Annotated in this window: 25 protein-coding genes and 1 pseudogene; 14 read left to right on the top strand and 12 right to left on the bottom strand. The window is 72.1% G+C overall.

What is annotated here, in order from left to right:
• The first annotated feature begins 164 nt into the window (after window positions 1-164).
• Window positions 165-1,064, top strand: a complete 900-nt coding sequence (locus ACFZDL_RS04710; RefSeq protein WP_353591926.1) for an aminoglycoside phosphotransferase family protein — start codon at window positions 165-167, stop codon at window positions 1,062-1,064.
• On the opposite strand, the gene ACFZDL_RS04705 is transcribed toward ACFZDL_RS04710, so the two are convergent.
• From ACFZDL_RS04705 to ACFZDL_RS04680, 6 genes and pseudogenes are all read right to left on the bottom strand, one after another.
• Window positions 1,065-1,433 (bottom strand): metalloregulator ArsR/SmtB family transcription factor, encoded by a 369-nt coding sequence (locus ACFZDL_RS04705; RefSeq protein WP_353592142.1) that lies wholly within the window; start codon window positions 1,431-1,433, stop codon window positions 1,065-1,067.
• Window positions 1,434-1,487: 54 nt separating this feature from the next.
• A pseudogene (locus tag ACFZDL_RS04700) lies at window positions 1,488-1,940 on the bottom strand (tellurite resistance TerB family protein); the annotation flags it as partial.
• Between the two features lie 128 nt (window positions 1,941-2,068).
• Window positions 2,069-3,055 (bottom strand): sporulation protein, encoded by a 987-nt coding sequence (locus tag ACFZDL_RS04695; RefSeq protein WP_353591925.1) that lies wholly within the window; start codon window positions 3,053-3,055, stop codon window positions 2,069-2,071.
• 254 nt (window positions 3,056-3,309) lie between these two features.
• Window positions 3,310-3,660: a cadmium resistance transporter gene (locus ACFZDL_RS04690; RefSeq protein ID WP_391190382.1), complete on the bottom strand. Its 351-nt coding sequence runs from the start codon at window positions 3,658-3,660 to the stop codon at window positions 3,310-3,312.
• A 213-nt stretch (window positions 3,661-3,873) separates the two neighbouring features.
• Window positions 3,874-5,277 carry an NtaA/DmoA family FMN-dependent monooxygenase gene (locus ACFZDL_RS04685; protein WP_353591924.1) on the bottom strand — a complete coding sequence of 468 codons (1,404 nt, stop codon included), beginning with the start codon at window positions 5,275-5,277 and terminating at the stop codon, window positions 3,874-3,876.
• Window positions 5,274-6,374, bottom strand: coding sequence for an LLM class flavin-dependent oxidoreductase (locus ACFZDL_RS04680; protein WP_391190380.1), 1,101 nt, complete (start codon window positions 6,372-6,374; stop codon window positions 5,274-5,276). Before ACFZDL_RS04680 ends, ACFZDL_RS04685 begins: the two co-directional genes overlap by 4 nt.
• Before the next feature lie 718 nt (window positions 6,375-7,092).
• On the opposite strand from ACFZDL_RS04680, the gene ACFZDL_RS04675 reads away from it, so the two are divergent.
• From ACFZDL_RS04675 to ACFZDL_RS04650, 6 genes are all read left to right on the top strand, one after another.
• Entirely contained in the window at window positions 7,093-8,334 is a 1,242-nt protein-coding gene (locus tag ACFZDL_RS04675) for an acyl-CoA dehydrogenase family protein (protein ID WP_353591380.1), read from the top strand.
• Window positions 8,335-8,387: 53 nt separating this feature from the next.
• Entirely contained in the window at window positions 8,388-8,873 is a 486-nt protein-coding gene (locus tag ACFZDL_RS04670; protein ID WP_353591368.1) for an Rrf2 family transcriptional regulator, read from the top strand.
• A 126-nt stretch (window positions 8,874-8,999) separates the two neighbouring features.
• Window positions 9,000-9,116, top strand: a complete 117-nt coding sequence (locus ACFZDL_RS04665; protein WP_353591367.1) for a putative leader peptide — start codon at window positions 9,000-9,002, stop codon at window positions 9,114-9,116.
• A gap of 117 nt (window positions 9,117-9,233) precedes the next feature.
• Window positions 9,234-10,436 (top strand): LLM class flavin-dependent oxidoreductase, encoded by a 1,203-nt coding sequence (locus ACFZDL_RS04660; protein WP_353591366.1) that lies wholly within the window; start codon window positions 9,234-9,236, stop codon window positions 10,434-10,436.
• Window positions 10,437-10,457: 21 nt separating this feature from the next.
• Window positions 10,458-11,807: an NtaA/DmoA family FMN-dependent monooxygenase gene (locus ACFZDL_RS04655; protein ID WP_353591365.1), complete on the top strand. Its 1,350-nt coding sequence runs from the start codon at window positions 10,458-10,460 to the stop codon at window positions 11,805-11,807.
• A 106-nt stretch (window positions 11,808-11,913) separates the two neighbouring features.
• On the top strand, window positions 11,914-12,819 hold the full coding sequence (locus ACFZDL_RS04650; RefSeq protein ID WP_353591364.1) for an aminoglycoside phosphotransferase family protein: 906 nt from the start codon (window positions 11,914-11,916) through the stop codon (window positions 12,817-12,819).
• 70 nt (window positions 12,820-12,889) lie between these two features.
• Here ACFZDL_RS04650 and ACFZDL_RS04645 read toward each other — a convergent pair whose 3' ends face one another.
• Genes ACFZDL_RS04645 through ACFZDL_RS04625 form a run of 5 tightly spaced genes read right to left on the bottom strand, consistent with a single transcriptional unit; the run spans window position 12,890 to window position 16,774 of the window.
• Window positions 12,890-13,792, bottom strand: coding sequence for a biotin-dependent carboxyltransferase family protein (locus ACFZDL_RS04645; protein ID WP_353591363.1), 903 nt, complete (start codon window positions 13,790-13,792; stop codon window positions 12,890-12,892).
• Window positions 13,789-14,442 (bottom strand): allophanate hydrolase subunit 1, encoded by a 654-nt coding sequence (locus ACFZDL_RS04640; protein WP_353591362.1) that lies wholly within the window; start codon window positions 14,440-14,442, stop codon window positions 13,789-13,791. The genes ACFZDL_RS04645 and ACFZDL_RS04640 overlap by 4 nt, the downstream gene beginning before the upstream one ends.
• Window positions 14,439-15,197 carry a 5-oxoprolinase subunit PxpA gene (locus tag ACFZDL_RS04635; protein ID WP_353591361.1) on the bottom strand — a complete coding sequence of 253 codons (759 nt, stop codon included), beginning with the start codon at window positions 15,195-15,197 and terminating at the stop codon, window positions 14,439-14,441. Before ACFZDL_RS04635 ends, ACFZDL_RS04640 begins: the two co-directional genes overlap by 4 nt.
• A gap of 29 nt (window positions 15,198-15,226) precedes the next feature.
• Window positions 15,227-16,069: an urea carboxylase-associated family protein gene (locus ACFZDL_RS04630; protein ID WP_353591360.1), complete on the bottom strand. Its 843-nt coding sequence runs from the start codon at window positions 16,067-16,069 to the stop codon at window positions 15,227-15,229.
• A 39-nt stretch (window positions 16,070-16,108) separates the two neighbouring features.
• A complete protein-coding gene (locus ACFZDL_RS04625) occupies window positions 16,109-16,774 on the bottom strand; it encodes a GntR family transcriptional regulator (protein ID WP_353591359.1) in 666 nt (221 codons plus the stop codon).
• A gap of 225 nt (window positions 16,775-16,999) precedes the next feature.
• Between ACFZDL_RS04625 and ACFZDL_RS04620 the strand changes: the two genes are divergently transcribed.
• Window positions 17,000-18,355 carry an MFS transporter gene (locus ACFZDL_RS04620; RefSeq protein WP_353591358.1) on the top strand — a complete coding sequence of 452 codons (1,356 nt, stop codon included), beginning with the start codon at window positions 17,000-17,002 and terminating at the stop codon, window positions 18,353-18,355.
• Window positions 18,356-18,395: 40 nt separating this feature from the next.
• Here the strand turns inward: ACFZDL_RS04620 and ACFZDL_RS04615 are convergent, their stop codons facing one another.
• A complete protein-coding gene (locus ACFZDL_RS04615) occupies window positions 18,396-19,880 on the bottom strand; it encodes a PepSY domain-containing protein (protein ID WP_353591357.1) in 1,485 nt (494 codons plus the stop codon).
• A 323-nt stretch (window positions 19,881-20,203) separates the two neighbouring features.
• On the opposite strand from ACFZDL_RS04615, the gene ACFZDL_RS04610 reads away from it, so the two are divergent.
• Genes ACFZDL_RS04610 through ACFZDL_RS04585 form a run of 6 tightly spaced genes read left to right on the top strand, consistent with a single transcriptional unit; the run spans window position 20,204 to window position 25,541 of the window.
• Window positions 20,204-20,482, top strand: a complete 279-nt coding sequence (locus tag ACFZDL_RS04610) for a hypothetical protein (RefSeq protein WP_353591356.1) — start codon at window positions 20,204-20,206, stop codon at window positions 20,480-20,482.
• The gene (locus ACFZDL_RS04605) at window positions 20,482-22,932 is read left to right on the top strand and encodes a heavy metal translocating P-type ATPase (RefSeq protein WP_353591355.1); all 2,451 of its coding nucleotides are present in this window, start codon (window positions 20,482-20,484) and stop codon (window positions 22,930-22,932) included. Before ACFZDL_RS04610 ends, ACFZDL_RS04605 begins: the two co-directional genes overlap by 1 nt.
• The gene (locus tag ACFZDL_RS04600) at window positions 22,914-23,453 is read left to right on the top strand and encodes a copper chaperone PCu(A)C (protein ID WP_353591354.1); all 540 of its coding nucleotides are present in this window, start codon (window positions 22,914-22,916) and stop codon (window positions 23,451-23,453) included. The genes ACFZDL_RS04605 and ACFZDL_RS04600 overlap by 19 nt, the downstream gene beginning before the upstream one ends.
• Entirely contained in the window at window positions 23,450-23,722 is a 273-nt protein-coding gene (locus tag ACFZDL_RS04595) for a hypothetical protein (protein ID WP_353591353.1), read from the top strand. Before ACFZDL_RS04600 ends, ACFZDL_RS04595 begins: the two co-directional genes overlap by 4 nt.
• Before the next feature lie 56 nt (window positions 23,723-23,778).
• Window positions 23,779-24,744 carry an iron ABC transporter permease gene (locus tag ACFZDL_RS04590; RefSeq protein ID WP_353591379.1) on the top strand — a complete coding sequence of 322 codons (966 nt, stop codon included), beginning with the start codon at window positions 23,779-23,781 and terminating at the stop codon, window positions 24,742-24,744.
• Window positions 24,741-25,541, top strand: coding sequence for an ABC transporter ATP-binding protein (locus tag ACFZDL_RS04585; RefSeq protein WP_353591352.1), 801 nt, complete (start codon window positions 24,741-24,743; stop codon window positions 25,539-25,541). Before ACFZDL_RS04590 ends, ACFZDL_RS04585 begins: the two co-directional genes overlap by 4 nt.
• Window position 25,542: the final 1 nt, after the last annotated feature.

Below are 25,542 nucleotides of genomic sequence, written 5' to 3'. Positions count from 1 at the left end.
GTCGCCGCCCTGAAGATCACCGCAGGCGGGGCCGCCGCAGACGCGTGGGGTCCACGGAGCGGAGGAGGGCCAGTCGGGAAAACCGGTCGACAGACGAGTCCATGGGGCACTGTGATGGCTCCGACTGCCCGCCGCACGGAGCGGGCCCACCGCAGGAGCTGCTCTTGGCAACCGGGAGAACCGCGGACCCCCGCCCCGCGATCGATGCCGCCCTGGCCAGGCGCCTGGTCGACACGCAGTTCCCGCAGTGGGCCGGGCTGCCTCTCCAGCTGCTCGACCCGGCCGGTTCGGACCATGTGATCTACCGGCTGGGCGAGGACCTGTCCGTCCGGCTGCCCCGCCATGCGGGGGCCATCGGGCAGGCCGTGAAGGAGTCCGAGTGGCTTCCCCGGCTCGCCCCGCACCTGCCGTTGGCCATCCCGGCACCGGTGGGGGTGGGCGAGCCCGACTTCGGCTATCCGTGGCCGTGGGCGGTGTCCCGCTGGCTGGAGGGCGAGGTGGCGACTGCCGAGGCCCTGGCCGACTCGTCCCGGGCTGCCGTCCAACTGGCGGAGTTCCTCACCGCCCTCCAGGAATTCGTGCCCGGGGAATTCCCGGTCGAGGAAGCCCGCGAGGATCTCACCGGTCGGCCGCTGGCCGACCGGGACCGCGCGACGCGGGCCGCCATCGCGGAGGTCGACGGTACGTTCGACACCGCGGCCATGACCGAGCTGTGGGACGCGGCGCTGAGCGCCCCCGGATGGGACCGCCCTCCGGTCTGGTTCCACGGCGACTTCCACACCGGCAACCTGCTGACCGTCGACGGCCGCCTCAGCGCGGTCATCGACTTCGGCGGGCTCGGCATCGGCGACCCGGCCTGCGACCTGACCATCGCCTTCACCCTGATGTCCGCCCGGAGCCGGGCCGCGTTCCGCGCCGCGCTCGGCGTCGACGACGCCACCTGGACCCGGGGCCGTGGCTGGGCCCTGGCCACCGGGCTGAACGCCTACACCTCCTACGCCGCCGTCAACCCGCGGGTCGCCGCGCAGACCACCCGCCAGATCACCGAGGCTCTGATCGGCTGATCAGCGAGTGTCCTGCGGATCCGGTGGGGTGAGGAGGTAGGAATGGAGCTGTCCGAGCAGTTCGATGATGCCCTCCTCGTCGGCGCGGTAGCGGACCAGTTTGCCGGAGCGCGTTGAGTGGAGCAGCCCTCCGCGCCGGAGGACGGCGAGGTGCTCGGAGGTGGTCGACGGGCCGAGTCCGGCGCGCTCGGCCACCTCGCCGACGGTCAGCTCCTGCCCGCCGGCGAAGTGTGAGAAGAGCTTCTGACGCGTCCTGCTGGCCAGCGCCTTGAGGAAGACCTGAAGGTCGTCGTCGGGTATGGCGGGCTCGCGGCGTACTGCCTGTTCCGTACCGGAGTCCGCTCGCGGTGACAACCGGTCGCCGGCCACCTGTGGGAGCTCGTCCACGGATCGGCGTCCGCGGGGAACGCGGAGAGCGCGGTGCAGGTCGAACTCGGCCGGAGGAATGTCCAGGGCTGAACAGGCCTCGCGGACGACGCCGCGCTCGTTGTCGTCGAAGTGGCCGTCGGCACATCCGATGACGATGCCGATCTGGATGACGGCTCGCGCCTCCGCCGGCTTCTTCTTCGCCTTGCCGATCTCCCGCATGGCGCTCACCTTGCCGAGGGGGAAGTCCTCGGTGAGCTTGTCGAGGTGCTCCTCGAAGCGGCGGTGCAGGTCCTCCGGCGGGAAGTGCTGAAGCACGTCATTGGTGGCGATGAGCCGGGCGACGCGGTCTCGCTCGGACGGGTCGATCGTGCCGTCCGCCGCCGCCACCAGGGCGCACATGGCCATGCTCGCGTCCCGGAACGCCCCGCTCTGCAACTCGTTCTTCTTCGCCGTGAGCTGCGCCTGCATCGCCTGGGCCGAATCCTTGATGCGGTCCCACAGCGCCATCTGTGTCTCCTTGCCCGTACTGCCCGCCATGTTGAGGAGAAACAGAATCTACAGGTATGTAGAGAGCTGCCGACGGAGATCTCCCCGGCCTGCGTCGGTCGACGCACCGTACAGGTCCGGCCGTCGGTTCAGTCTTCCTCTTCGTCCTCGAAGGCGTCACCGATCTCGTCGACGACCTCGGCCGCGACGATGCCGCCGACGACGCCGACCGCGACTCCGGCGGCGACGCCCGCGACCACGGCGCCGGTGCTGGGGCCGGAGCGGTGGTGGCCGTCGTGGTGACCGTACCCGTCGTGGTGGCCGTAACCCTGTCCGTAGGGCGCGCCCTGATGGCCGGGTGACGCGTGGTTGTCGACCAGCTGCCGGACCCAGGCGTCGACCTCCGCGTTCCAGTCGCGGTGCTCGACTCCGTCGTGGCTGACGGTGAAGCGGTTGAGGGCGTCGTGGCCGCCGGAGAAGAGCCCGCCGCGCTTGTCGGCCTCCAGGACGACCTCCATGCCGCCGGGGTGGGCGAGGAAGGTGACCTCGATCTCGTTGACCGCGTGGGCGTACTGCGGGGCGGGGGTGAGCTCGATCTCCTGGTAGAACGGCAGCGTCTGCCCGGTGCCGTTGATGTGACCCAGCTCCAGATCGGCCGACTTGAAGCCGAAGCCGAGCTGCCCGAACGCCTCCAGGACCGCCTCCTGCGCGGGCAGCGGGCCCACGGTAAGCGGGTCCAGGTCGCCCTTGTCCTTGGCGCCCTTCACCGCGAGCTCGGTGCGGACGCCCATGACGATGCCCAGGGGCTGTCCGTACAGCTCGGTGACGGGCGTCTCCCACGGGATGTGGACGGAGAACGGCACGCTCAGGTGCTCGCCTTCGGCGAGGCGGAACCCGCCGCCGACCGTGAAGCGGTCAAAGGCGACGACGCCCTCGTGCTCCCCGTCCTCGTGTTCGGCCTCGACCCGGGCCACCAGTTCCAGGGTGATCTGCTCGATGTCGAAGTCCGAGGACCCGCCCTCGAGGTGGACCTGCCCGCTCAGTGAGCCACCGGGACGCACCGGCCCGCCCTCCAGGACCGTGTCCACGGTGGGGCCGCCGACACCGAGCGAGCCGAGCAGTCGCTTGAACACCATCGCGGCGTTCACTCCTTCGTAGATGTTCTGTTCTGCGTGGTGCGAGGTCCCGCGGGCCCCGAGAGGAAATCCCGCTTCCTCTACACGTGTGTAGAAGTATAGGGGTGCTGTGCCATGACGAGGCCGTATCCGGGCGCCGGGGGAGGGGAAAGTCCGAAAAGTTGCGCAGGGCAGGGGCGCTCACATGCCGGGACCCCGCCGGTGCTACAGGCCGAAGGCGCCGCCTTCGACCAGGATGAGCAGGCCGAGGGCGGTCAGGACCAGCGGCAGCAGGACATGGCCCCACTGGCTGAGCGCCCTGGCGATGACGGGGCGTGTGGCGCGTCGCGGCGCTGCCACGCCTGCCAGGCCGCTTTCAGGCCGAGCGCGAGGGGCAGCAGGCCGAGGTAGGGGATCGCGGACTCGGGGAGGAACGTGGCGCCGAACGCGGCGGCCACGGCAACGGCGAGGATCGCGGCGAAGCCGAGGTACTGGCCCAGCACGATGCGCCGGGCGGAGCCGGGGCGTCCCGCGCCCTGGGCGAAGAACAGGGACAGGACCAGGATGTCGTCGACGTTGGTGACGGCGAACAGCCCGATCGCCTGCCCGACAATGCCCAGATCCACAGACGGATCCCTTCCTCCCCGGCTGCTCGGTCGCCAGGTGAGGGTACTTCGGGCACCTGCCACGCCGCCGCCCGGCCACCGGAACGCCGTTGCCGCCGGCGGTCCTACGCCCGCGTCGCGCGGCGCCCGCCACGCCCGGTGACACGACCGCCCGGGATCGCCGCGAGCAGTTCGCGGGTGTACTCCCGGTGGTTGTCGTCGTCGCCGAGGCGGTCAGCCCGCCTGGCGTCGGTCGGGTGGCGCGGACCGATGGGTGAGGGGTTCGCGCAGGCCCAGGTGTTCGCGCAGCGTCGTGCCGGTGTACTCGGTGCGGTAGACCCCGCGTTCCTGCAGCTCCGGGACGAGCAGGTCGACGATGTCGTCGAGGCCGTCGGGGATGAGGTACGGCGTGACGTTGAAGCCGTCGATCGCGCCGTGCCGCACGAAGTGGGCGAACTTGTCGGCCAGGCCGGACGGGGTGCCGACGTGCCCGCGCTGCGGGCCGAGCGCGATGACGGTCTCGCGCAGCGACCAGCCGTGTGCCTCCGCCTTGGCGCGCCATTCGGCCACGACCGCGCGCGGGTCGGCGATGCGCCGGGCACCGAAGGAGCCGTCGTTCTCGGTGACGACCGGGTCCTCCTTCGGCAGCGGCCCGTCGGCGTCGCGGTCCGAGAGGTCGATGCCCCACAGCAGCCCGGCGATCCCCAAGGCGGTGGCGGGGGTGACCTGTTGCAGGCGGATCCAGCGCTTCTTCTCCTGGGCCTCCTCCTCGGTGGCGCCGAGGATGATCTCGGTGCCGGGCAGGATCCGCAGGTCGTCGTCGGGCCGCCCGACCACCCGCAGCCGACGCCTGATGTCCTCGGCGAAGGCCAGCGCGTCGTCGAAGTCATTGCCGTGCGCGGAGAAGATCACGTCGGCGTTGCGGGCGGCGAAGTCGCGCCCCTCACCGGAGTCCCCGGCCTGGAAGATCACGGGGTGGCCCTGGGCGCTGCGCGGCAGGGTCGGGGCGAGGTCGACGTCGAACTGCGGTCCGCGGTGGCGTACGTGGCGTACGGCACCGGGCGCCGACCAGGCGGGCGCGCCTGCGGAGCCGGCGACGGCTCCGTCCTCCCAGCCGTCCCAGAGCGCGCGGGCCACCGTGAGGAACTCCTCGGCGCGTCGGTAGCGGTCGGCGTGGTCGAGGTAGCCGCCTCGGCGGAAGTTCGCTCCGGTCCAGGCGTTGTCCGTGGTCACCACGTTCCAGCCGGCGCGGCCTTCGGAGAGGAGATCGAGTCCGGACAGGCGGCGGGCGAGATCGGCGGGCTCGTTGAAGGTGGAGTTGGAGGTGGAGACCAGGCCGATCCGTCGGGTGACCGCCGCCAGCGCGGCCAGTTGGGTGATGGCGTCCGGCCGCCCGGCCACGTCGAGGTCGTGGATCCTGCCGTCGACCTCGCGCAGCCGCAGCCCCTCGCCGAGGAAGAACGCGTCGAACAGGCCCCGTTCGGCGGTCTGCGCGACCCGGCGGAAGGAGGCGGGGTCGATCTGGGAGCCGCTGTCGGGGGAGGACCAGATGGTCCAGTGGTTGACGCCCTGGAAGAACACGCCGAAGTGGAGCCGGGCGTGTGGCCGGGGGACGTCGAGGGGGTCGGTGCGGGTCATCGGGGGTCCTCCTGAACGGCCGCGGCGGTGAAACGGTTGGCGGGGCGCTCCAGACCAAGGGCCGAGCGCAGGGACGTACCGGGCAGCGGACGGGCGACGAGGCGCCGCTCGGACAGGGCCGGCAGCACGAGGCGGGTAAGGACGGGCAAGTCCTCGTCCAGCACCAGCGGATGCAGCCGTACGCCATCGACGGAACGGCTCAACTCAGCGAGCAGCGCCGAAAGTTGACTGGCCGATCCGATGTGCCGCAGCCGCCGCCGGTCGGTCCACGGCGCGTGCCGTTCCAGGTCGGCGACGCGCTCGGCGCCGGTGGCGTCCGGCGTGTCCAGCGCCACCTCGACCTCGGCGAACACGCGGGGCGTAGCGGCGGCAGCGGCGGCCGTGGCCACCGACGAGAGGTCGCGGCCCTGGACGAGGGCGACGTCGAGTTGTGCGGCGGGCACCCGGCCCGGCCGCCCCAGGACGACGAGCTGACCCTGGGGCGGGCGCGGGACGATCGCCGGGCCCTTGACGGCGTAGGTCTCCCCGGTGAAGTCGATGTAGTGGAGCCGTTCGCGGTCGAGGTAGCGGCTGGTGGCCACGGACCGGATGACCGCGTCGTCCTCCCACGAGTCCCACAGGGCGCGGGCCACCTCCACGCCGTCCCGGGACTCCCGTGCCCGCGCGGCGGCGTCGGCGACCAGGGGGCGTCCCCAGGCGCGGGCCGCCTCGGGACGCTCCTCCTCCGTCACCACCCACCCGGCGCGGCCGGCGGAGATGTGGTCCAGGGACGCCAACTGGCCGGAGACATGGAAGGGTTCGGCATAGGTGACCGGGACGACGGGCGCGATCCCGACGGTGCTGGTGGACGCCGCGACGAAGGCCGCCCGCTCGACCGCGCCGATACGGCCCACGGGGTTTGGTGAGGCGCCGGGCGGCAGTACGCCGTCATCCAGGGTGATCAGGGTGAACCCGGCGTTCTCGGCGATGGCGGCGACCTGGGCCACGCGGCGCGGGGTGAGCAACTGGTCGGGCGAGTGGGCGGCGCGGCGCCAGGCCGCGGGGTGGGCGCCGTCGCCGTCGATCTCGACGGCGAGGTGCAGGGAGGGGCCGGGCAAGGGGAGTTCCTTCCGGGAAACACGAGAACTCGCGGCCACAGGGCCACGACGAGACGGCCGGCGGGACGGGCCGGCAGGGGTTCAGGCGTGTACGGAAGGACAGACGGCGGAGGAGGTGCGGCAGTAGTCGACGTGCCGCCGGGTGATCAGCCGCGCACCAGTGCACGCACCCTTGGGTGCCGCGCCAGGTACGTGCATCAAAGACCTCCACGTCAGGGACTTGCCAGTTCAACGTACGTCGTCCGCCCCGGCGGATGTCAAGGGCATGGGGACTCGCCGCCCCGGCATGAGAATCGGCCAAGGCGCGGCAGTTTCCCCAGTTTTCCTATCGAATTGATAGGGAAACGTTGACGTCGCTCGCCGGGCGAGTGAGCATGTCTCCATGTCCTTCACGCAGCAGCGCCTCGTTCGCCGTCGGCATGTCGACTTCCGCCGCGTCGCCGGCGCCGCGTGCTGTCGCATGCGGGACAACGGCTGACGCGTCACCGCGCGCCGCTCCTCTCCTCACGTCACCTCGCCGGGCACCACCCGCGGCGGGTTCTCCGGTGCCGCTGCCATGCCCGTGCCGTGCCCCAGAGCCGGTCGGGCCGTCCGGCACCCTTCTCCTCGGCTCCGCAAGGAAGACCCCCATGACCACCGAACTACCTGCCCTGGCCGCTCCTCCCGGTTTCTCGCTCACCGGCGCGCGCTGTTCCATGAGGCGGGTGCGGGCGTGACGATGGTGGGTGAGGCGATCGACGCCGAAGCCGGACACGCGCACTGGCTGCGCACAGCCCGGGAGATCGCGGACGACCTGGCCACGGACGCGGTCGAGCGTGAGCAGGCCGGGAAAACACCGCTCGACGAGGTCGCGCGGCTGCGCGAGGCAGGGCTGCTCACCTTGCTGGCACCGACCGGACACGACGCAGGCGACGCGGGAGGTGCGGGGGACGCCGCAGGCGCTGACTGGCGTACGGCCTACGCGGTCGTCCGGACGATCTCAGCGGCCGACGGCGCGATCGGCTACCTCCTCGGCTGCCACTACTTCCTGTCCTCCAGCGCCCGGTTCTTCGCCCCTCCCGCCCTCGCCACACGCGTCGAGCAGGAGTCCGCGGCGGGGCAGTGGTGCTGGGGAGGTGGTCTCGTTCCCTGCGAATCGCCTCCCGGACTGACCCCCACCGCACATGGCTATGTGCTGGACGGCCGGCAGAGCTGTGTCACCGGAGCCGGAATCGCCGATCGGCTGGTCGTCCGTGCCACTCGGCCCGGTACCGGTGATCCCCTGGCTGTCCTCGTCGACCCCGCCCACCCCGGCGTCGTGTACGTCGACGACGAGGCCACCTTCGGCCAGCGCCTGGCGGCCGGCGGCAGTGTCGAGTTCGACTCCGTGCCGGTCGCGGCCGACGACGTGTTCGGCTCCCTCTCCTCGGACGAGGGCGTGCTGCCCCCCTTCGCCGGCCTGGCCGCACCGACCGCACGCCTGGTGTCCGTGCAGTTCTGTCTCGGCGTCGCCGAGGGGCTGCTTGCCGAAGTCCGCGAGTACAGCAGGGTGGTGAACTCTTCCTGGCAGCCCTCCGCGCAACCGCCCTGGCCGGGCAGCGCCTCGCGGGACCCGTACGTGCTGAGCCTGTACGGGGAACTGACCGTCGCCGCACGCTCCGCCTCCGCGCTCGCCGACCAGGCGGTCGAGGCGCTGGGACGTGGCTTCGCACGGGGCGAAGACCTCGACGACGACGAGTGTGCGGAGATCACCGTACTCGCGGGTGTGGCCGAGTCCGCCGCCTCCCGGGCCGTGCAGGAGATCACCGCACGTGCCCTGGACGTCATCGGCGCGCGTGCCGCCTTTCTGCGGCATGGGTTCGACCGCTTCTGGCGCAACGCCCGGACGCACACCCTGCGCGCGCCCGTCGCCGACAGACTCCGCGAGGTCGGGGACTATTTCCTCAATGGTGCGCACCCTCCGTTCACCATCCCCTCCTGACGGCGTGCGCAGCCGGTGACGGGGTGGGCGTGACAGTGGCGGATAATCTCGGCATGCAGATCTCGGCGAGGGCGGACTATGCGGTGCGAGCGGCGCTGGAGCTTGCGGCGGCAGGACACGACACCTCGCTCAAAGCCGAGGCGATCGCGGCGGCGCAGGGCATTCCGCACAAGTTCCTGGAAGGCATCCTGGGCGACTTGCGCCGGGGCGGGCTGGTGACCAGCCGGCGCGGTGGGAACGGCGGCTACCGGCTGGCCCGCCCGGCGGACGAGATTGCCATCGCCGATGTGATCCGCGTGGCCGACGGACCGCTGGTGTCGGTGCGGGGCGTGCGTCCGCCCCAGCTTTCCTACACCGGTCCCGCTCAGTCGCTGCTGCCGCTGTGGGTCGCGGTGCGCGCCAATGTCCGCAAGATTCTGGGCGAGGTCACGCTGGCCGACGTGGCCACCGCCACGTTGCCCGATGAGGTCCTGGTCCTTGCCGAGGACCCCGAGGCCTGGACGAATCCCCGGCCGGCACCCCTGTCCACCGACTCCTGATCCCCAACCGTCCGTCGCCGGGCGACCGATACTCAGATGCGCAGGCCGGGAACAGACCGCGAAGCGGGGCTGTTATGAGTCACGACGAGGTGCGCGGCACGGCGCGACGGACGGAGGTGCGGCACCATGCGACACCAGCTCCACCGCCACTGCCGTGCCCTGAACCCGCGCCGCCGCATCCGCCTCTACTCCCGGCCGCACATCGATCTGCGGCGCGTGGCCGGCGCGCTCTGTCGCGCCTGACGCACCCCCGCCTCCGGCCGGGGACCCCCTCCCGTCGCGCTCGCCCGCCGCCGTGCCCTCCGCTCTTCACATGAGGGCCGGCGACGTCGTACGGACCTCAAAGGAAGGCACCCACTCGTGTCCCAGGCACCCTCCTCTCCGCTGCACCTCGCCGTCGCCCTCGACGGCACCGGCTGGCACCCCGCCTCCTGGCGCGAGCCGGTGGCCCGCCCCCGGGACCTGTTCACCGCCCGGTACTGGGTCGATCTGGTCGCCGAAGCCGAGCGCGGCCTGCTCGATTTCGTGACCTTCGAGGACGGCCTCGGCCTGCAGTCCTCCCACTTCCTCGACCCGGACGGTCGCACCGACCAGGTCCGCGGCCGCCTGGACGCCGTCCTCCTCGCGGCCCGCGTCGCCCCGCTGACGCGGCACATAGGCCTGGTCCCGACCACGGTGGTCACCCATACCGAGCCGTTCCACATCTCCAAGGCCATCGCCACCCTCGACCATGTCAGCACCGGCCGGGCGGGCCTGCGGGCACAGATCACCGCGCGCCCGAACGAGGCCGCCCACTTCGGCCGCCGCACCATCCCCCACATCGACGGCTATGAGAGCCCGGCCGCGCAGGAGGTGGTGGCCGGCCTCTTCGACGAGGCCGCCGACTACGTGGAGGTCGTGCGCCGTCTCTGGGACAGCTGGGAGGACGACGCGGAGATCCGGGACGCCGCCACCGGCCGCTTCATCGACCGCGACAAGCTGCACTACATCGACTTCGAGGGCAGCCACTTCAGCGTGAAGGGCCCGTCCATCACCCCCCGCCCGCCGCAGGGCCAGCCCGTCGTCAGCGCCCTCGCCCACTGGACCGTCCCGTACCGGCTGGTGGCCCGCCAGGCCGACATCGGCTACGTCACCCCGCACGACGCCGGCCAGGCCCGCGCGATCGTCGCGGAGATCCGCGCCGAGCAGGAAGCGGCAGGCCGCGCCGACCAGCCCCTGCACATCTTCGGTGACCTGGTGGTCTTCCTTGACGACGACCCGGCCGCCGCGACCGCCCGACGCGAACGCCTCGACGCCCTCGCCGGATCCCCGTACACCAGCGACGCCCGCATCTTCACCGGCACCCCGGCCCAACTCGCCGACCTGCTCGAGGAGTGGCGGTCGGCCGGACTGAGCGGGTTCCGGCTGCGCCCCGCCGTCCTCGGCCACGACCTCGCGGCGATCACCGGCGGCCTGGTCCCCGAACTCCAGCGCCGGGGCGCCTTCCGCCGCGCCTACGAGGCCGACACCCTGCGCGGACTGCTGGGCCTGGCCCGCCCCGCCAACCGCTACGCCGCCGTCTGAGCCGAAGGAGACGTTAAGACCATGAGCAAGCCGCTGAAGCAGATCCATCTGGCAGCCCACTTCCCCGGCGTCAACAACACCACCGTGTGGAGCGACCCCGAGGCCGGCAGCCACATCGAGTTCAGCTCCTTCGTGCACTTCGCGCGCACCGCCGAACGCGCCAAGTTCGACTTCCTGTTCCTCGCCGAGGGCCTGCGACTGCGCGAACAGGACGGAAAGATCTACGACTTGGACGTCGTGGGCCGCCCCGACACCTTCACCGTCCTCGCCGCGCTGGCCGCCGTCACCGAGCGTCTCGGCCTGACGGGCACCATCAACTCCACCTTCAACGAGCCCTACGAGGTGGCCCGCCAGTTCGCGAGCCTCGACCACCTCTCGGACGGCCGCTCCGCGTGGAACGTGGTCACCTCCTGGGACGCCTTCACCGGCGAGAACTTCCGCCGTGGCGGCTTCCTCCCGCAGGACGAGCGCTACTCGCGCGCGAAGGAGTTCCTGGCCACCGCGGGCGAGCTCTTCGACTCCTGGCGCGGTGACGAGATCCTCGCCGACCAGGCCACCGGCACCTTCCTGCGCGACGCGAAGGCCGGGGCCTTCGTCCACACCGGCCGGCACTTCGACATCCACGGCCAGTTCAACGTCCCGCGCTCCCCGCAGGGCCGCCCGGTCGTCTTCCAGGCGGGCGACTCCGACGAGGGCCGCGAGTTCGCCGCTTCGAGCGCCGACGCGATCTTCAGCCGGTACGCCACCCTGAAGGAGGGCCAGGCCTTCTACACCGACGTCAAGAACCGGCTGGCCGCATACGGCCGCCACCCCGACCAGCTGCTGATCCTTCCCGCCGCGACCTTCGTGCTCGGCGACACCGACGCCGAGGCCGAGGAACTGGCCAAGGAGGTGCGCCGCCAACAGGTCAGCGGGGCCACGGCCATCAAGCACCTGGAATTCGTCTGGAACCGGGACCTGTCCTCCTACGACCCCGACGGCCCGCTCCCCGACATCGACCCGGAGCCCGGCGAACACCACATCGCCCGCGGCCGGGCGCAGGTGCGCATGTACCGCGATCCGCTGGCCACCGCCCGCGCCTGGCGGGAGCTCGCCACCGCCAACAACTGGTCCATCCGCGACCTCGTCATCGAGACCGGCAACCGGCAGAACTTCGTCGGCTCCCCGGCCACCGTCGCGAAGACCATCAACGACTTCGTCCAGGCCGACGCCGCCGACGGCTTCATCCTCGTCCCGCACATCACCCCCGGCGGCCTGGACGTCTTCGCCGACAAGGTCGTCCCGCTGCTCCAGGAAGAGGGCGTCTTCCGCACCGAGTACGAGGGCCTGACCCTCCGTGACCACCTGGGCCTCGCCCACCCGGACGACTGAAAGCTGGAACCGGACGAGGCACACCGCTGCCACGAGCAGTTCGGCCACGATGCCGCACGCTCGAAACCGGGTTGCGGTCGAAGATGGTGACGCGGATGCTTCCACGGTGAAGATGCACACCAACCAGCTGACAGTGACACCTGAGACGGTGCGCGCCTTGGTAGATCAGCAGTTCCCCGAGTGGCGGGCTCTGCCGGTCAGAAGCATCGCTGCCCAGGGTACGGTCAACGCCATTTTCCGCATCGGCGATCGGTTCACCGCCCGTTTCCCCCTCAAGTCCGCAGATGCGGAGTCGACGCGACGCTGGCTGGAGTCCGAAGCGGAAGCGGCCCGTGAGCTGGCAGGCCGGACGCGGTTCCGCACGCCCGAGCCGGTTGCGCTCGGTGAACCCGGGGAAGGTTACCCGCTTCCCTGGTCGGTGCAGACATGGCTGCCCGGGGTCGTGGCCGTCGACGAGGACCCCGGTGAATCGGTCGCGTTCGGCCACGACCTGGCCGATCTCATCAGCGACCTACGCGCCATCGACACACGTGGCCGCACGTTTGCCGGCGGAGGTCGAGGAGGCGACCTGCGGTCCCATGACGGGTGGATGGAAACCTGTTTCGGGCACAGCGAGCACCTCCTGGATGTTCGCCGGCTTCGCCGTATCTGGACGACTTTGCGCGATCTGCCGCGAGGTGCGGCTGAGGACGTGATGTCCCACAGCGATCTGATTCCCGGCAACGTGCTCGTGTCCGGTGGCCGGCTGGCGGGGGTTCTTGACGTTGGCGGCTTCGCGCCGGCCGACCCTTCTCTGGACCTGGTGAGCGCGTGGCATCTGCTCGAAGCCGGGCCGAGGAAGGTGCTCCGCGATCGCCTCGGTTGCGACGACCTTGAATGGGAGCGGGGCAAGGCGTGGGCTTTTGAGCAAGCGATGGGGCTGGTCTGGTACTACCTCGAAAGCAACCCGACCATGAGCCGGATGGGTCAGCGGTCCCTGGAACGCATCCTGGCGGACACCTCCTTCGTGTGACCTGCGCGCCCTCGGACATCGAGCTCGACGGGCCGGGCCGCGTACTCCCACACCGCGTCGGCATACGCTGCTACTCGGGCCGGAACCGTACTCGCCCCCCGGGCCTTATCTGCCCGGCCAGCGACAGATCGGCCGCGTGCACCACGCCGATCACCGGATAGCCGCCGGTGACCGGATGGTCGGCGAGGAACAGCACGGGCAGCCCGTTGGGCGGCACCTGCAGGGAGCCGCGCGCCATGCCCTCCGCGGGCAGCTCGCCCTCCCTCACCCGTGTGAGCGCCGGCCCGTCGAAGCGGATGCCGACTCGATTGCTGCGGCTGGTGGCTTCCCAGGGCTGCCGGTACAGCGTCCGCACCGAGACGGGGTCGAACCAGTCGTCGCGTGGCCCGGGAACCACCCGCAGGGTGATGTCGTCCCGCAGGGCGGGGCGCGGCGCCAGGTCCACGCCGGGCATCGGGCCGCCGGGTGTGCCCACCGGGAGCAGGTCGCCGGCCGCCAGCGGTGCGGGGCCGAGCCCGGAGAGCAGGTCGGTGGCGCGGGAGCCGAGGCTGGGCTCGACGTCGATGCCGCCGCGTACGGCGACGTAGGTGCGCAACCCGGATGGGGGCGGGCCCAGTTCGAGGACCTGACCGTCGTACACCGCGATCGGCGTGTTCGGCGCGACCGCGCGGCCGTCGCCGAGCCGGGCCGGGCAGGGGGCGCCGGTGAGCGCCACATAGCGAACGGAAGGGGCGCCGCCGGGACCGCGGGCGCGCAGCCTCAGCCGCAGCCCGCCGAAAGTGGCCTCCAACGCGGCCGCGCCCTCAGGGTTGCCGATCAGACGGTTGGCGAGGGTCAGCGCGTCCCGGTCGGCGGCGCCGGAGGCGGTCACTCCGATGTGGGCCCAGCCGGGGCGCCCCAGGTCCTGCACCGTGGTGAGAGGGCCGGGCGCCAGGATCTCCAGGGTGGCGGAGGGCGTGGCGATGTCCGTCATGGCCGGCTCACCGCCCGCAGTCGCACGGACCGGCCGGGCACGAGCAGGGCGGGCGGGTCGCGCCGTTCGTTCCACAGGGGGAGCGTGGTGGTGCCGAGCAGTTGCCATCCGCCGGGGGACGGGCGCGGGTAGATCCCCGTGAAGCCGCCCGCGACGGCCACGGCACCGGCCGGAACCTCGGTGCGCGGTTCGGCTCGGCGCGGCAGCCGCAACGCCGGGTCGGTGCCGGTGAGATAGCCGAAGCCGGGGGCGAACCCGGAGAAAGCCACCGTGTACAGGGGTGCGGTGTGGCGGGCGACGACCTCAGCGGTGCTCAGTCCGGTGTGCTGGGCGACGGCCGCGAGGTCGGGGCCGTCGTAGCGGACGGGCACGTCGAGCACGCCGAGTCCGTCCCCGGCGTCCGTGGCCCGCTTCCCCGTCAGCCCGGCCACTCGGTCGGCCAGTGTGCGGGTGAGGGCGTCGTGGGTGGTGACGCGGGGGTCGTACGCGACGAACAGGGTACGGGCCGCGGGGACCAGTTCAAGCAGTCCTGCGGGCGGCTCCCGGCGCAGTTCGTGCTGCAGTTCCAGCACCCCGGCGAGGTCGTCCACCTCCACGAGCAGGGCCGCCGAACCGGCCCTGCGGATGGAGCGCTCCGCCTGCCCGCTCATCGCGCGGCGAAGGGCCGGGGAGCGTGACCGGCGCGGGTCAGCTCCTCGCTGAGCCGGCGGGCGATGTCCACCGCGCCCGCGGTGTCGCCGTGCACGCACAACGAGTCGGCCGATATCTCGATCTCCGTGCCGTCGACGGCGGTGAGTCGCCCTTCGGTGACCAGGCGCAGACAGCGGGCGACGATCCGGTCCGGGTCATGGAGCACGCTGCCGGGCTCGCGGCGCGGGACGAGCGTGCCCTCGGGGGTGTACGCGCGGTCGGCGAACGCCTCCTGGTAGCAGACGAGGCCGGCGTCGGCGGCGTGCCGCAGCCAGGAGCTGCCGGGCAGGCCGAGCACCGGCAGGCTCGCGTCGTAGCGGCGTACCGCCTCGGCGACGGCCGCGGCCTGCGCCTCGTGGTGGACTATCGCGTTGTAGAGAGCCCCGTGTGGCTTGACGTAGGCGACGCGCGTCCCGGCGAGGCGGGCGAAGCCGTCGAGTGCGGCGATCTGGTAGACGACGTCGTTGACCAGCTCGCGCGGGTCGACGTCGATGAAGCGGCGGCCGAACCCGGCCAGGTCGCGGTAGCTGACCTGGGCGCCGATGGCCACGCCCTGCGCGGCGGCCCGTTCGCACACCCGGCGCATCACGCTCGGGTCGCCCGCGTGGAAGCCGCAGGCCACATTGGCGCTGGTGACGATGGACAGCAGGGCGTCGTCGTCGCCCAGCTCCCAGCGTCCGAAGCCCTCGCCGAGGTCGCTGTTGAGATCGATCACGGGCGTTCCCGTCCTGTGTCCCTCGCTGTTCAGCTCTGCCACTGGGGCCGGACCATGCCGTGCAGATTGCGGTAGGCGGCGCGCTCGGGGGACGACCAGCCCTGAAGCAGCTCGGGGTCGACCTTGTAGACCTCGATGCCTATGGGGTGGCAGACCTCGACCGGATCGTGTGCGCCGGGGCCCCACATGGGCACGGAGAGGTCGCCGCCGGGGCAGGTGGACAGGGCGCACAGCAGGTCGAGTTCGGCGAAGAACTCGAAGTGGTCGCCGGGGCGGGCCGGGCAGTCCTTCATGAAGTACTGGTCGTGCTCGTTGAGGCCGGTGCACTGGAAGACGTTGAGCACGTCGTGCACGTCGAACTCGGTGAGTCCGTAGGGCAGGACGGCCCGTACGAGGTTCGAGTGGCAGTGGAAGTCGAAGTCCTCGCCGGTGAGCATGCGGTTGACGTAAGGGTCGCAGCGGGTGCCGAGGAGGTCGTGGACCCTGCCGCCCTCGGCGTCGGTGCCGTACGCGGCGAGCGTGTCATCGGTGATGGTCAGCAACGGGCGAAGGAAGGGCAGGTTGGACCACAGGCGGTCGTACGTGCTCACATGCGCGCGCTGCAACTGACGGGTGCGCGCGGCCCACAGACGCTCGCGCGGGTCGTTCAGGTTCCACACGTTGAAGTCGCCGACCTGCGGGCCGTCGACGGTGACGATGCGGCACAGGTGCCCGGCGGGCACCTCCCAGGCGCGGCCCGAGCGGATCGGGATGACGAAGCTGTCGACCAGCTCGCGGCCCTCAAGGGTGCGCGAGACCCGGTCGTAGAAGGCCTTGTCGACATCGAGGGGGCCGCCCTTGGTGGCCTGGTAGGCGGCTGCGGTGGTGGCCATGCGTGCTCTCTTCTCTGCACTGTGTGGGGATGGTGCGGCTCAGGTGTGGTGCTGCTGGGCGGCGCGGACCAGGTCGACGATCAGCCGCTCGGAGTCGTCGAGATAGCGGGTGAGCGCGGCCGCCGCCTGGGTGCGGTGGCCAGTGCGCAGGAGGTCGCACAGCTCCCGGTCACGCTCGACCCAATGGCTCTGGAACTCCGGTTCGTGCGGTGCCTCCGCGAAGGCGAGCCGCAGCTGGGCGACGGTGGTGCGGAAGAAGCTGTCCAGACGCTCGCTGCCGAGCAGCCGGACGACAGCGCGGTGGAAGTCCAGCGAGCTGGTGCCCGCGGCGCTCCACTGGTCCGCCGCGGCGGCGCGCTCGGCGGCGGAGACAGGGATGTCGAGGGCGTCGAGCGCCTCCTGGGAGGCGCTGAAACTGTGCTCCACCGCACGCAGTTCGAGGGCCCGCCGGGCAGCGTAGATGTCGTGTACATCCGCCACGCTCAGACGTTTGACCGTAGCGCCCTTGTAGAGCTGGTGGACGGCGAGGCCCTCATGGACCAGCAGGCGTACGGCCTCCCGGAGTGTGTTGCGGGAGACGCCGAAGTCCTCGGCCAGGGCCGCATCGCGCAGCGGAGCGCCCGGAGCGAGCGCCCCAGAAGCGATCCGGTCGCGCAGCTGGTCGACGACCGACTCGGCCGCGACTCCGTTCTCTTCTTCTGGCATGCCGGAGAAGCTACCCCAAGATTGTTCATCAATCCAGAGAGGGCGTGCCTCTCCTTCGCCGGTATCGCTGGGCTAGGGAGGGGAGATGTCACAACCTCTTGACACTATTGTTCAATCATCCTTAGCTTTGGCCACCATTCGACGAGCCATCCGGACGGCCCCATCGGCTGCTGTCCTGCCGTCGTCCCCTGTCCCGCTCCCGCCCTCCCGTACCGGAGGTGGCCCGTGCCATCCGACGTCAGTCCCACCACGACCGCCGCCCCGAGCAGCGGCCGCGATCTGCTCGAAGACAGCAAGCTCAGCGGTTTTCACCGCCGGCTGACCCTGTACTCCGCCGGCGGCCCATTCCTGGACGGGCTCATCCTCAGTGTCATCGGGGTGGCCCTCACCCAGGTCGGGCCGAAGTGGCAGCTGGGCGGTGTCTGGGAGGGGCTGCTCGCGGCCTCGGCCCTGGTCGGCCTGCTCGTCGGCGGCATGGTGTTCGGCTGGGTGACCGACCGCTTCGGGCGCCACGTCATGTACACCATCGACCTGGCCGCGATCGTGGTCTTCTCGGTGGCCCAGGCGTTCGTCACCGGCCCGGAACAGCTGCTGGTACTGCGGTTCCTGGTCGGTGTCGCGGTCGGCGCGGACTACCCGATCGCCACCTCGCTGCTGGCCGAGTTCTCGCCCCGCCGGCATCGGGGAGCGCTGCTCGGGGTGCTCACCGTGATGTGGTCGGTGGGCAGCGCCGCCGCCTACTTCCTCGGCGACTGGATGCTCGGCTTCGGCGAGGACGGCTGGCGCTGGCTGCTGGCGTGCCCGGCGGTGCCCGCCGCGATCCTGGTGCTGCTGCGGCTCGGTACGCCCGAATCGCCCCGCTGGCTGCTCGCCCAGGGGCGTACCGCCGAGGCGGAGGCCGTGATGAGGAAGGTCTTCGGACCCTCCGCCACGCTCGAGGACATCGGTGTGCCGGAGCAGCCCGCGAAGTTCTCCGCGGTCTTCCGCGGGGCGTACGGCCGGCGCACTCTCTTCGTGTCGGTCTTCTGGGCCTGCTCGATCATGCCGATCTATGCCATCTACTCCTTCGCCCCGCAGCTGCTGACGGCCCTGGGCCTGGCCGACAGCGGTGACGGCAATCTGGGCTCGGCGGCGATCGCGCTCGTCTTCATGGTGGGGTGTGTGGTCTTCCTGCCGGCGCTCGCGCGGTACGGCCGGCGACCGCTGCTGATCGTCACGTTCGCGGTGGCGACGGTGCCGCTGCTGCTTCTCGGGATCTTCCCGAGCATGCCGCCCATCGCCGCGGGAACGCTCTTCGCGCTGTACGCGATCGCCATCGGCGGACCGACGCTGCTCCAGTGGATCTACCCGAACGAGCTCTTCCCGACCGAGATCCGGGCGACCGCGGTCGGCGTCGGCACCGGCTTCAGCCGGGTGGCCGCGGCTGTCGGCACCTTCCTCACCCCGATCGCCCTGGACGCCTGGGGGATCGGCGCCACCATGCTGCTGGCCGGCGGGGTCTCGGTCATCGGCGTTCTGGTCTCCGTCGCCATGGCCCCCGAGACGCTGGGCCGCTCCCTGGAGAGTTCCAGCGCGGTGTGAACCACGGCAGCACGTGATCGCGTTCCCCCGGCCGTGGCGGTCAGCGTCTCCGCGTGGACAGGGCGGCCGCGCCCACGATGATGTCGATGGTCAGGAAGGTCGCCAGCGGGATGCCGAGGAGGGGCAGGTAGTAGCCGATCACGGCGACGGCCGCGGCCAGGGGGAGGAGGACATACGGCGGCACCCGTCGCCACGCGCCCCGTGGGATCGGGCGGCCGAAGGCGGAGGCGCGGCCGCGCTGCCACCACATGCGGTAGCCCCACACGATCAGGAAGATCAGCGAAAGCGCGAGGGCGGCCAGGGCGATCTGGTTGACGAGGCCGAAGAGCACTCCGGTGTGGAGGTCGATGCCCCAGCGGGTGAGCTTGGCGAGCACCGGATAGTCGGCGAACCGCTGCACATCGGTCACCTCACCGGTGGCCGGGGCGATGGCCACCGAGTCCTGCTTCTCCGGCCAGCTGCGCTGGATCTGGCTCACCACGTACGCGCTGCCGGGCTCGGCGGGCGGGACGATCTCCACCGGGTTGTCCAGGCCCTCCGCGCGGGCGGCCTTCAGGACGGCGTCGAGGCCCACGTCGGCCGTGTGCCCGGCCTTGTCCCCTGCACCGCCCATGTCCATCCCGGGCATGGAACCGGAGCCCATGTCGTGTCCCGCGTGTTCGCCGCCGGCCACGGTGGCCGAGACGGTCGGGGTGGTCTGGCCGAGTGCGGCGCGCAGGTCCGTGACGTTCGCGCCCGCGTACGTCGACCAGGTCAGCCCGGTGGCGGACAGGAACAGCAGCCCCAACGCCGCCCAGAGGCCGACGGCTCCGTGGAAGGACATGGTCCGCCTGCGGCCGGTGGCGGTGCGGTCGGGCCGGGCCACCGACCGGAAGGTGCGCTGCTTGCGGCGGCGGCCGAGCCACAGCACCAGGCCGCCGAGGGCGATCAACCACAGCCAGCTGGCGGCGAGTTCGCTGTAGAGACGGCCTGACTCGCCCAGGTGCAGATCGCGGTGGAGCTCGTCGATCCAGGTCCGCAGCGGGAGGGCGCCCGTGGAGCCGTACTGCTCCAGCGCTCCGCGCACCTTCCCGGTGTACGGGTCGACGAACACCGCCAGGGTGTGGCCGGGATCGACGCCCTTGACACCGGAGAGCAGCACCCGGGTGGTGGCACCGTCCTCGGGTGACGGCCGTACGGCGCTGATCTCGCCCTCGGGGTGGACCTTGCGCGCGGCGGCCACCTGCTGGGAGATCGGCAGCTCGCGGTCACCGACAGGGACGCGCAGCTCATGGTCGTAGATGATCTTCTCGGCCTGGAACGAACCGGCGTACAGCAGCCCGGTCACGGCCGCGACCAGCAGAAACGGTGCGACCAGCACACCTGCGAAGAAGTGCAGCCGCAGGACCAGCGGCCGCAGACCCGACCATACGGAGCCGCCGGTCCCGGCAGGGGAGCCGTCCCCGGAGTCCGTGGTCTGCGCATCGTCGTCAGCGCGGCCGTCCGGGGACCCGCCCGCGGCGGGGGTGAGGGGGGCGGTGGACATGGACGACTCCTGATTCGGGGCGTGGGCGGGCGGACTTCGAACCGCGCCACTCCAGTCGTCGGCTGCGAGGGCGGCCGAGTTCCGGACGGCAGGTGTGAGCCGGAGCACAGGACAGCATGGCGTGGGGCGGTCCGCGTCGGGATTGTCATCGGCGTGATGAAGACTGGTCCGCCCTCACGCGCCGTCAGGGGACACCGGGAACCATCGCTTTGTCGTGGACGACCAATGACGTACACGTGGTCCCGGGCGCTTCGCGCGCCGCGGGGACCAGGCACACGTGAATTGCCCTGCGACTTTCCCCATCTGCCCACAGTGGAGCGGCGATGACTTCCCCCTCGGCCGGCCGGGTCCGGCCCTCACCCCACCCCCTCGGCGAACGCCTGCGGCCCGTGTGGCCGGTCGCGGGCTTCGTCGCGCTGCTGGCCCTGCTGTTCACGCTGGCGTACGCGGTGGGCGGTCTCGTGGGTCCGGTGGCCCCCGGGATGCGGCCCGCGGGCGGTGGCGGGGAGGGGAGCAGCGGGTCCGGCGGCCCCGGTGACATGGGTGGTATGCACGGCGTGGGCGCTCTCGAGGCGGGCACCGGGCGTGGCGGTGGCCGGTGATGGCCAGTCAGCCGTTGCCCACCGCCTCCCCGGCTCTTCCGGGGGACCCGGTGTCCACCGTCCTGGTGGTGTCAGGCATGACGTGTGCCGCGTGTGTGGGCCGGGTCGAGAGGAAGCTGGGCCGCCTCGAAGGGGTGAGCGCCACGGTGAATCTCGCCACCGGCCGGGCCAAGGTCTCCCACCCCGCCTCGGTGTCCGTCGCCGACCTCGTGCGGGTGGTCGAGGCCGCCGGATACCCGGCACGGCCCGCCGACCCCGCGGCCGGTCCCGCCGACCCCGCGGCCGGTCCCGCCGGGATGCCGGACACCGCGCGGCCGGGGCCGGGGCCGGGGCCGAGCCGGGAGCCGGGCGGCGGGCGGCCGGCACGTGGCGAGGCGGGTGAGCGTCAGGAGCGCGACCGGCTCCTGGTCACCACGCTGCTGGCCGTCCCGGTGCTGGCGCTGTCGATGGTGCCCGCGTGGCAGTTCCGCAACTGGCAGTGGCTGTGCTTCGTGCTGGCCGCGCCGGTCGCCGTCTGGGGAGCGTGGCCGTTCCACCACCGCGCGTCGCGCGGGCTGCGGCACGGCACGGCGACGATGGACACCCTGGTCTCCCTCGGTGTCGCTGCTTCGTTCGCCTGGTCCACGTACGCGCTGTTCCTGGGCGGAGCGGGCGTGCCGGGGATGACGATGCCGCTGACGTTGCTGCCCTCGGCGAGCGGCGAGGTGGCCCATGTGTACCTGGAAGCGGTTGTCGGCGTCCCGTTGTTCGTCCTGGCGGGGCGGCGGCTGGAGGCCAGGGCCCGCCGGGGTACGGGGTCGGCGCTGCGTTCGCTTGCGGAACTCGCCGCGAAGGACGTGGCCGTGCGGCGCGGCGGTGTGGAGCGCCGGGTCCCGGTGGCCGATCTGGCGGTCGGCGATGTGTTCCTGGTCCGGCCGGGGGAGCGGGTGGCCACCGACGGCACCGTCGTCGAGGGCGGCTCGGCCCTGGACCTCTCGCTGGTCACAGGGGAAAGCCACCCGGTCGAGGTCGGGCCCGGTTCGCCGGTGGTCGGGGGCGCGGTGAACTCCGGCGGTCTGCTGGAGGTACGGGCGGACGCCGTGGGGTCCGACACCCAGCTCGCCCGGATCACCCGGCTGGTGGAGGACGCGCAGACCGGCAAGGCGGCCGTCCAGCGGCTCGCCGACTCCGTCGCCGCCGTCTTCGTGCCCGCCGTGATGGCCGTCTCCGTGACGGTGCTCGGCTTCTGGCTCGGGGCCGGAGCCGACCCGCAGGCCGCGATCACCGCGGCGGTCGCCGTGCTGGTCGTCGCCTGCCCCTGCGCGCTGGGTCTGGCCACCCCCACCGCGCTGCTGGCCGCCACGGGGCGCGGAGCGCGGCTCGGCATCCTGGTCAGCGGGGTGCAGGCGCTGGAGCGGCTGAGAAACATCGACACCGTGGTCCTGGACAAGACGGGCACTCTCACCACCGGGCGGATGAGCGTCATCGCCGTCACCGTCCCCGCCGATGCCGAGACGGACGCCGAGACGGACGCCGGCACAGACGCCGATACGGACGCGGCCGAGGTGCTGCGCCTGGCGGCCGTGGTCGAGCAGGGGTCCGAACACCCGCTGGCACGCGCCATCGTCACCCATGCCCGCGGCCAGGGGGACGGACGCCCGCTGCCCCGGCCGGTCCGCTTCGCCGCCGTCCCCGGCTCGGGGGTGAGCGCCCTGGTGGACGGCGAGGAGGTGGCCGTGGTGCGGCCCGGGGAGCTGAGCGGGCTCCCCGGTGACCTGCGGGAGGCGGTCCGCGCCGCCGAGACCGCCGGCCACACCGCGGTACTGGTCCGCGTGGCGGGCGCCCCACGGGCGGTCATCTCCGTCGGTGACACCCTGCGCTCCGACGCCTACCGTGCGGTCGAGCACCTGCGCCGGCTGGGGCTGCGCCCCGTCCTCGCCTCCGGGGACCGGGAGGCGACCGCACGGGCCGTCGCCGGACAGTTGGGCATCACCGAGGTCCACGCGGGAACACGGCCCGAGGACAAGGCCGCGCTGGTGGCCGCGCTCCAGGGCCACGGCAGCCGGGTGGCGGTCGTCGGCGACGGCGTCAACGACGCCGCCGCGCTGGCCGCCGCCGACCTGGGCATCGCCCTGGGCAGCGGGACCGACGCCGCCATCGGAGCCGCCGACGTCACACTCGTCCGCGAGGACATCCAGGCCGTCCCCGACGCCGTACGCCTGGCCAGGCACACCCTGGCCACCATCCGCGCCAACCTCGTGTGGGCCTTCGGCTACAACCTCGTCACCCTGCCGCTGGCCGCGGTCGGCCGGCTCAATCCGATGGTCGCGGCCGCGGCCATGTCGGCCAGTTCGCTGTTGGTCGTGGGCAACAGCCTGCGCCTGCGCACCTGGAACCCCTCCCGGCCGCGCCGCCCCGGCCACCGCTCCGGGCGGGCCCGTACCGCGATCTCATGGGAGGCGACACCGTGATTCCCCGGCCCGCCGACGGCACACGGGTCCCCGCGCCCGGCACGGACCGTACGCGCTGGTGGCCGCCGCGCGCGGCGGCGGTCCCGTTGCTGGCCTGCCTGCTGACCCTCGCCACCCTCGTCGCGTGGACCACCGCGGGCGCGGCGGGCGCCCCCGCCGTCCTGAGCGTCCGCGACGCACGGGTCTTCGTACCGCAGAACCCCGAGGCCACGGCGGCCTTCTTCACCGTCGTCAACACCGGTGGCAGCGACGACCGGCTGATCGGCGTCACGGCGCCGGCCGGAGCGCGCGCCATGCTGAGCCGGCGGGTCGTGACCGGCGAGGGCATGCACGGCATGGAAATGGTCCCCGCGGTCTCCGTGCCGGCGGGCGGGGCCCTCCGCATGACCGCGAACACCGTGGACGTGATGATCAAACCGCCGCCCCGGATCGCTCCGGGCGACCGGCTGACCTTCACGCTCCACTTCCGCGACAGCCCGCCGGTCACCACCCGGGCCCTTGCGGTACGTCCCGGCCGGTGACCGCACCCGCCCCGTCGTCGGGAGCGTGTGGTGGGACATCACCGGGAACTCGCGGGCCCTGTCCCCCGACTACTGCAACAGAACACGCCGCCCCCACCAACGCCCCCGACCCGGCGGCCTACGCCAAGAAACCGCTCAAGGAGTTCCCCCAGTGGCCGTCGGCCGAGAACAACACATATGCGGTCCTGTCCCACTCGATGTACCCGGGCCCCAGCAACGGCCTGGCCGTCGAGAAGATCGCCAAGACGCCGCACCCCGGCACGTTCTGAGCCGGGTGCGGCAGTCGCTGGCCCTCGTCGGACTGCCGGTCCTCCTGGTCGCCGTCATGGTGGTGGCGGTGAGCATCGGAGCCGTCAACATCCCCCTGGCCGAGGTGTGGCGGATCCTCCTGCACCACGTCACCGGCAGCGGAACCACCGGAGACCCGGCGCTCGACCAGATCGTCTGGAACTTCCGGGCGCCCCGTGTCGCCCTGGCCGCCCTGGTCGGCGCGGGCCTCGCCGTCGCCGGGGCGGTGCTGCAGACCCTGGTCTCCAACCCGCTGGCCGACCCGGTCGTCCTGGGCTTCTCCTACGGCGCGTCCCTCGGCGCCGTGCTGGTCATCACCCTCGGCGGCGCCGCGGTCGGTGGTCTCGGCGTGTCGGGGGCGGCGTTCGCCGGTGCCCTGGCGGCCGGAGCCCTGGTCTTCGCCCTCGGGCAGCGGCGGGGCCGGCTGGCCCCGACCCGGCTGGTGCTGGCCGGGGTGGCGGTCGGCTACGTGCTGCTGTCGGTGACCAGCTTCGTTCAGTTGCTGGCCACCCCCACCGAACTGCGGACCGTGATGTTCTGGATGCTGGGCAGTGTCGCCGGTGCCCAGTGGGACCAACTGCCCACGGTCACGGTGGTGGTCCTCACCGGCACCGCCGTGCTGACCCTGTACGGACGTCAGCTCAACGCCCTGCTGGCCGGCGACGAGTCCGCCACCGCGCTCGGCGTGGACGTCCACCGGCTGCGCGCCGTCCTGCTGATGGTCAGCGCACTGCTCACGGGCACCGTCATCGCCGTCGCCGGGGGCATCGGCTTCGTCGGCCTCATGATCCCCCACCTCGTACGCCTCACCGTCGGCGCCGACCACCGCAGACTGCTGCCCGTGACCGCGCTCCTGGGCGCCGTCTACCTCGTGGTCGTCGATCTCCTCTCCCGCACCCTCACCCGCCCCAACGAGCTGCCGCTGGGCATCCTCACCGCCCTGCTCGGCGCACCGTTCTTCCTGTGGCTGCTGCGCCGCGACAAAGGCATGGACAGCGTATGAAACTGACCGTGGACCGGCTCCACATCACCCTGGACCGCAACCCCATCCTCCGCGATGTGAGCCTGGAAGCCCGCACGGGCGACATCGTCGGGCTCGTGGGCCCCAACGGCAGCGGCAAATCCACCCTGCTGCGCACGGTCTACCGCTCGCTGCGCCCGGCCGACGGCGTGGTCACGGTGGGCGGGGACGACGTGTGGTCCCTGCCCACCCGTACGGCCGCGCGCCGCACCGCGGCCGTCCTCCAGGACTCCGGCCACACCACCGGCCTGTCCGTCACCGAGATCGTCGCTCTGGGACGTACGCCCCACCACGGCCTGATGGGGCGGGACGGCACCGAGGACCGCCGGGCCGTGGCCGAGGCGATCGACCGCTGCGGCGTGGCGCCGTTGGAGGACCGGGACTACGCGACCCTGTCCGGCGGCGAACGCCAGCGCGTCCTGCTGGCCCGCGCCCTCGCCCAGCGCCCGCACCTCCTCGTCCTGGACGAACTCACCAACCACCTCGACATCCGCGCCCGGTTCGAACTCCTGGACCTGATCCGGGCCACCGGCATCACCACACTGGCGGTCCTCCACGACCTCGACCTCGCCGCCCGCCTCTGCGACCACCTCGTGGTGCTCCACGAGGGCACCGTGGTGGCGGCCGGACCGGTCCTGGACGTCCTGACTCCGGACATCCTCCGCGATGTCTTCGGCGTGCGGGCCACCACGGCCCGGCACGCCGACGGCGTCGTCCGCATCACCTATGCCGCCCAGCCCCTGGCTCTCGGCCGGGAGACCGAGAGCGCCGACCGATGAC

Origin of the sequence: Streptomyces sp. NPDC007917, assembly GCF_042959105.1 — a bacterium.
Classification (GTDB): domain Bacteria; phylum Actinomycetota; class Actinomycetes; order Streptomycetales; family Streptomycetaceae; genus Streptomyces.
Note: the sequence above shows the minus strand (reverse complement) of the source record. Positions and strands in the feature narration are given on the sequence as shown.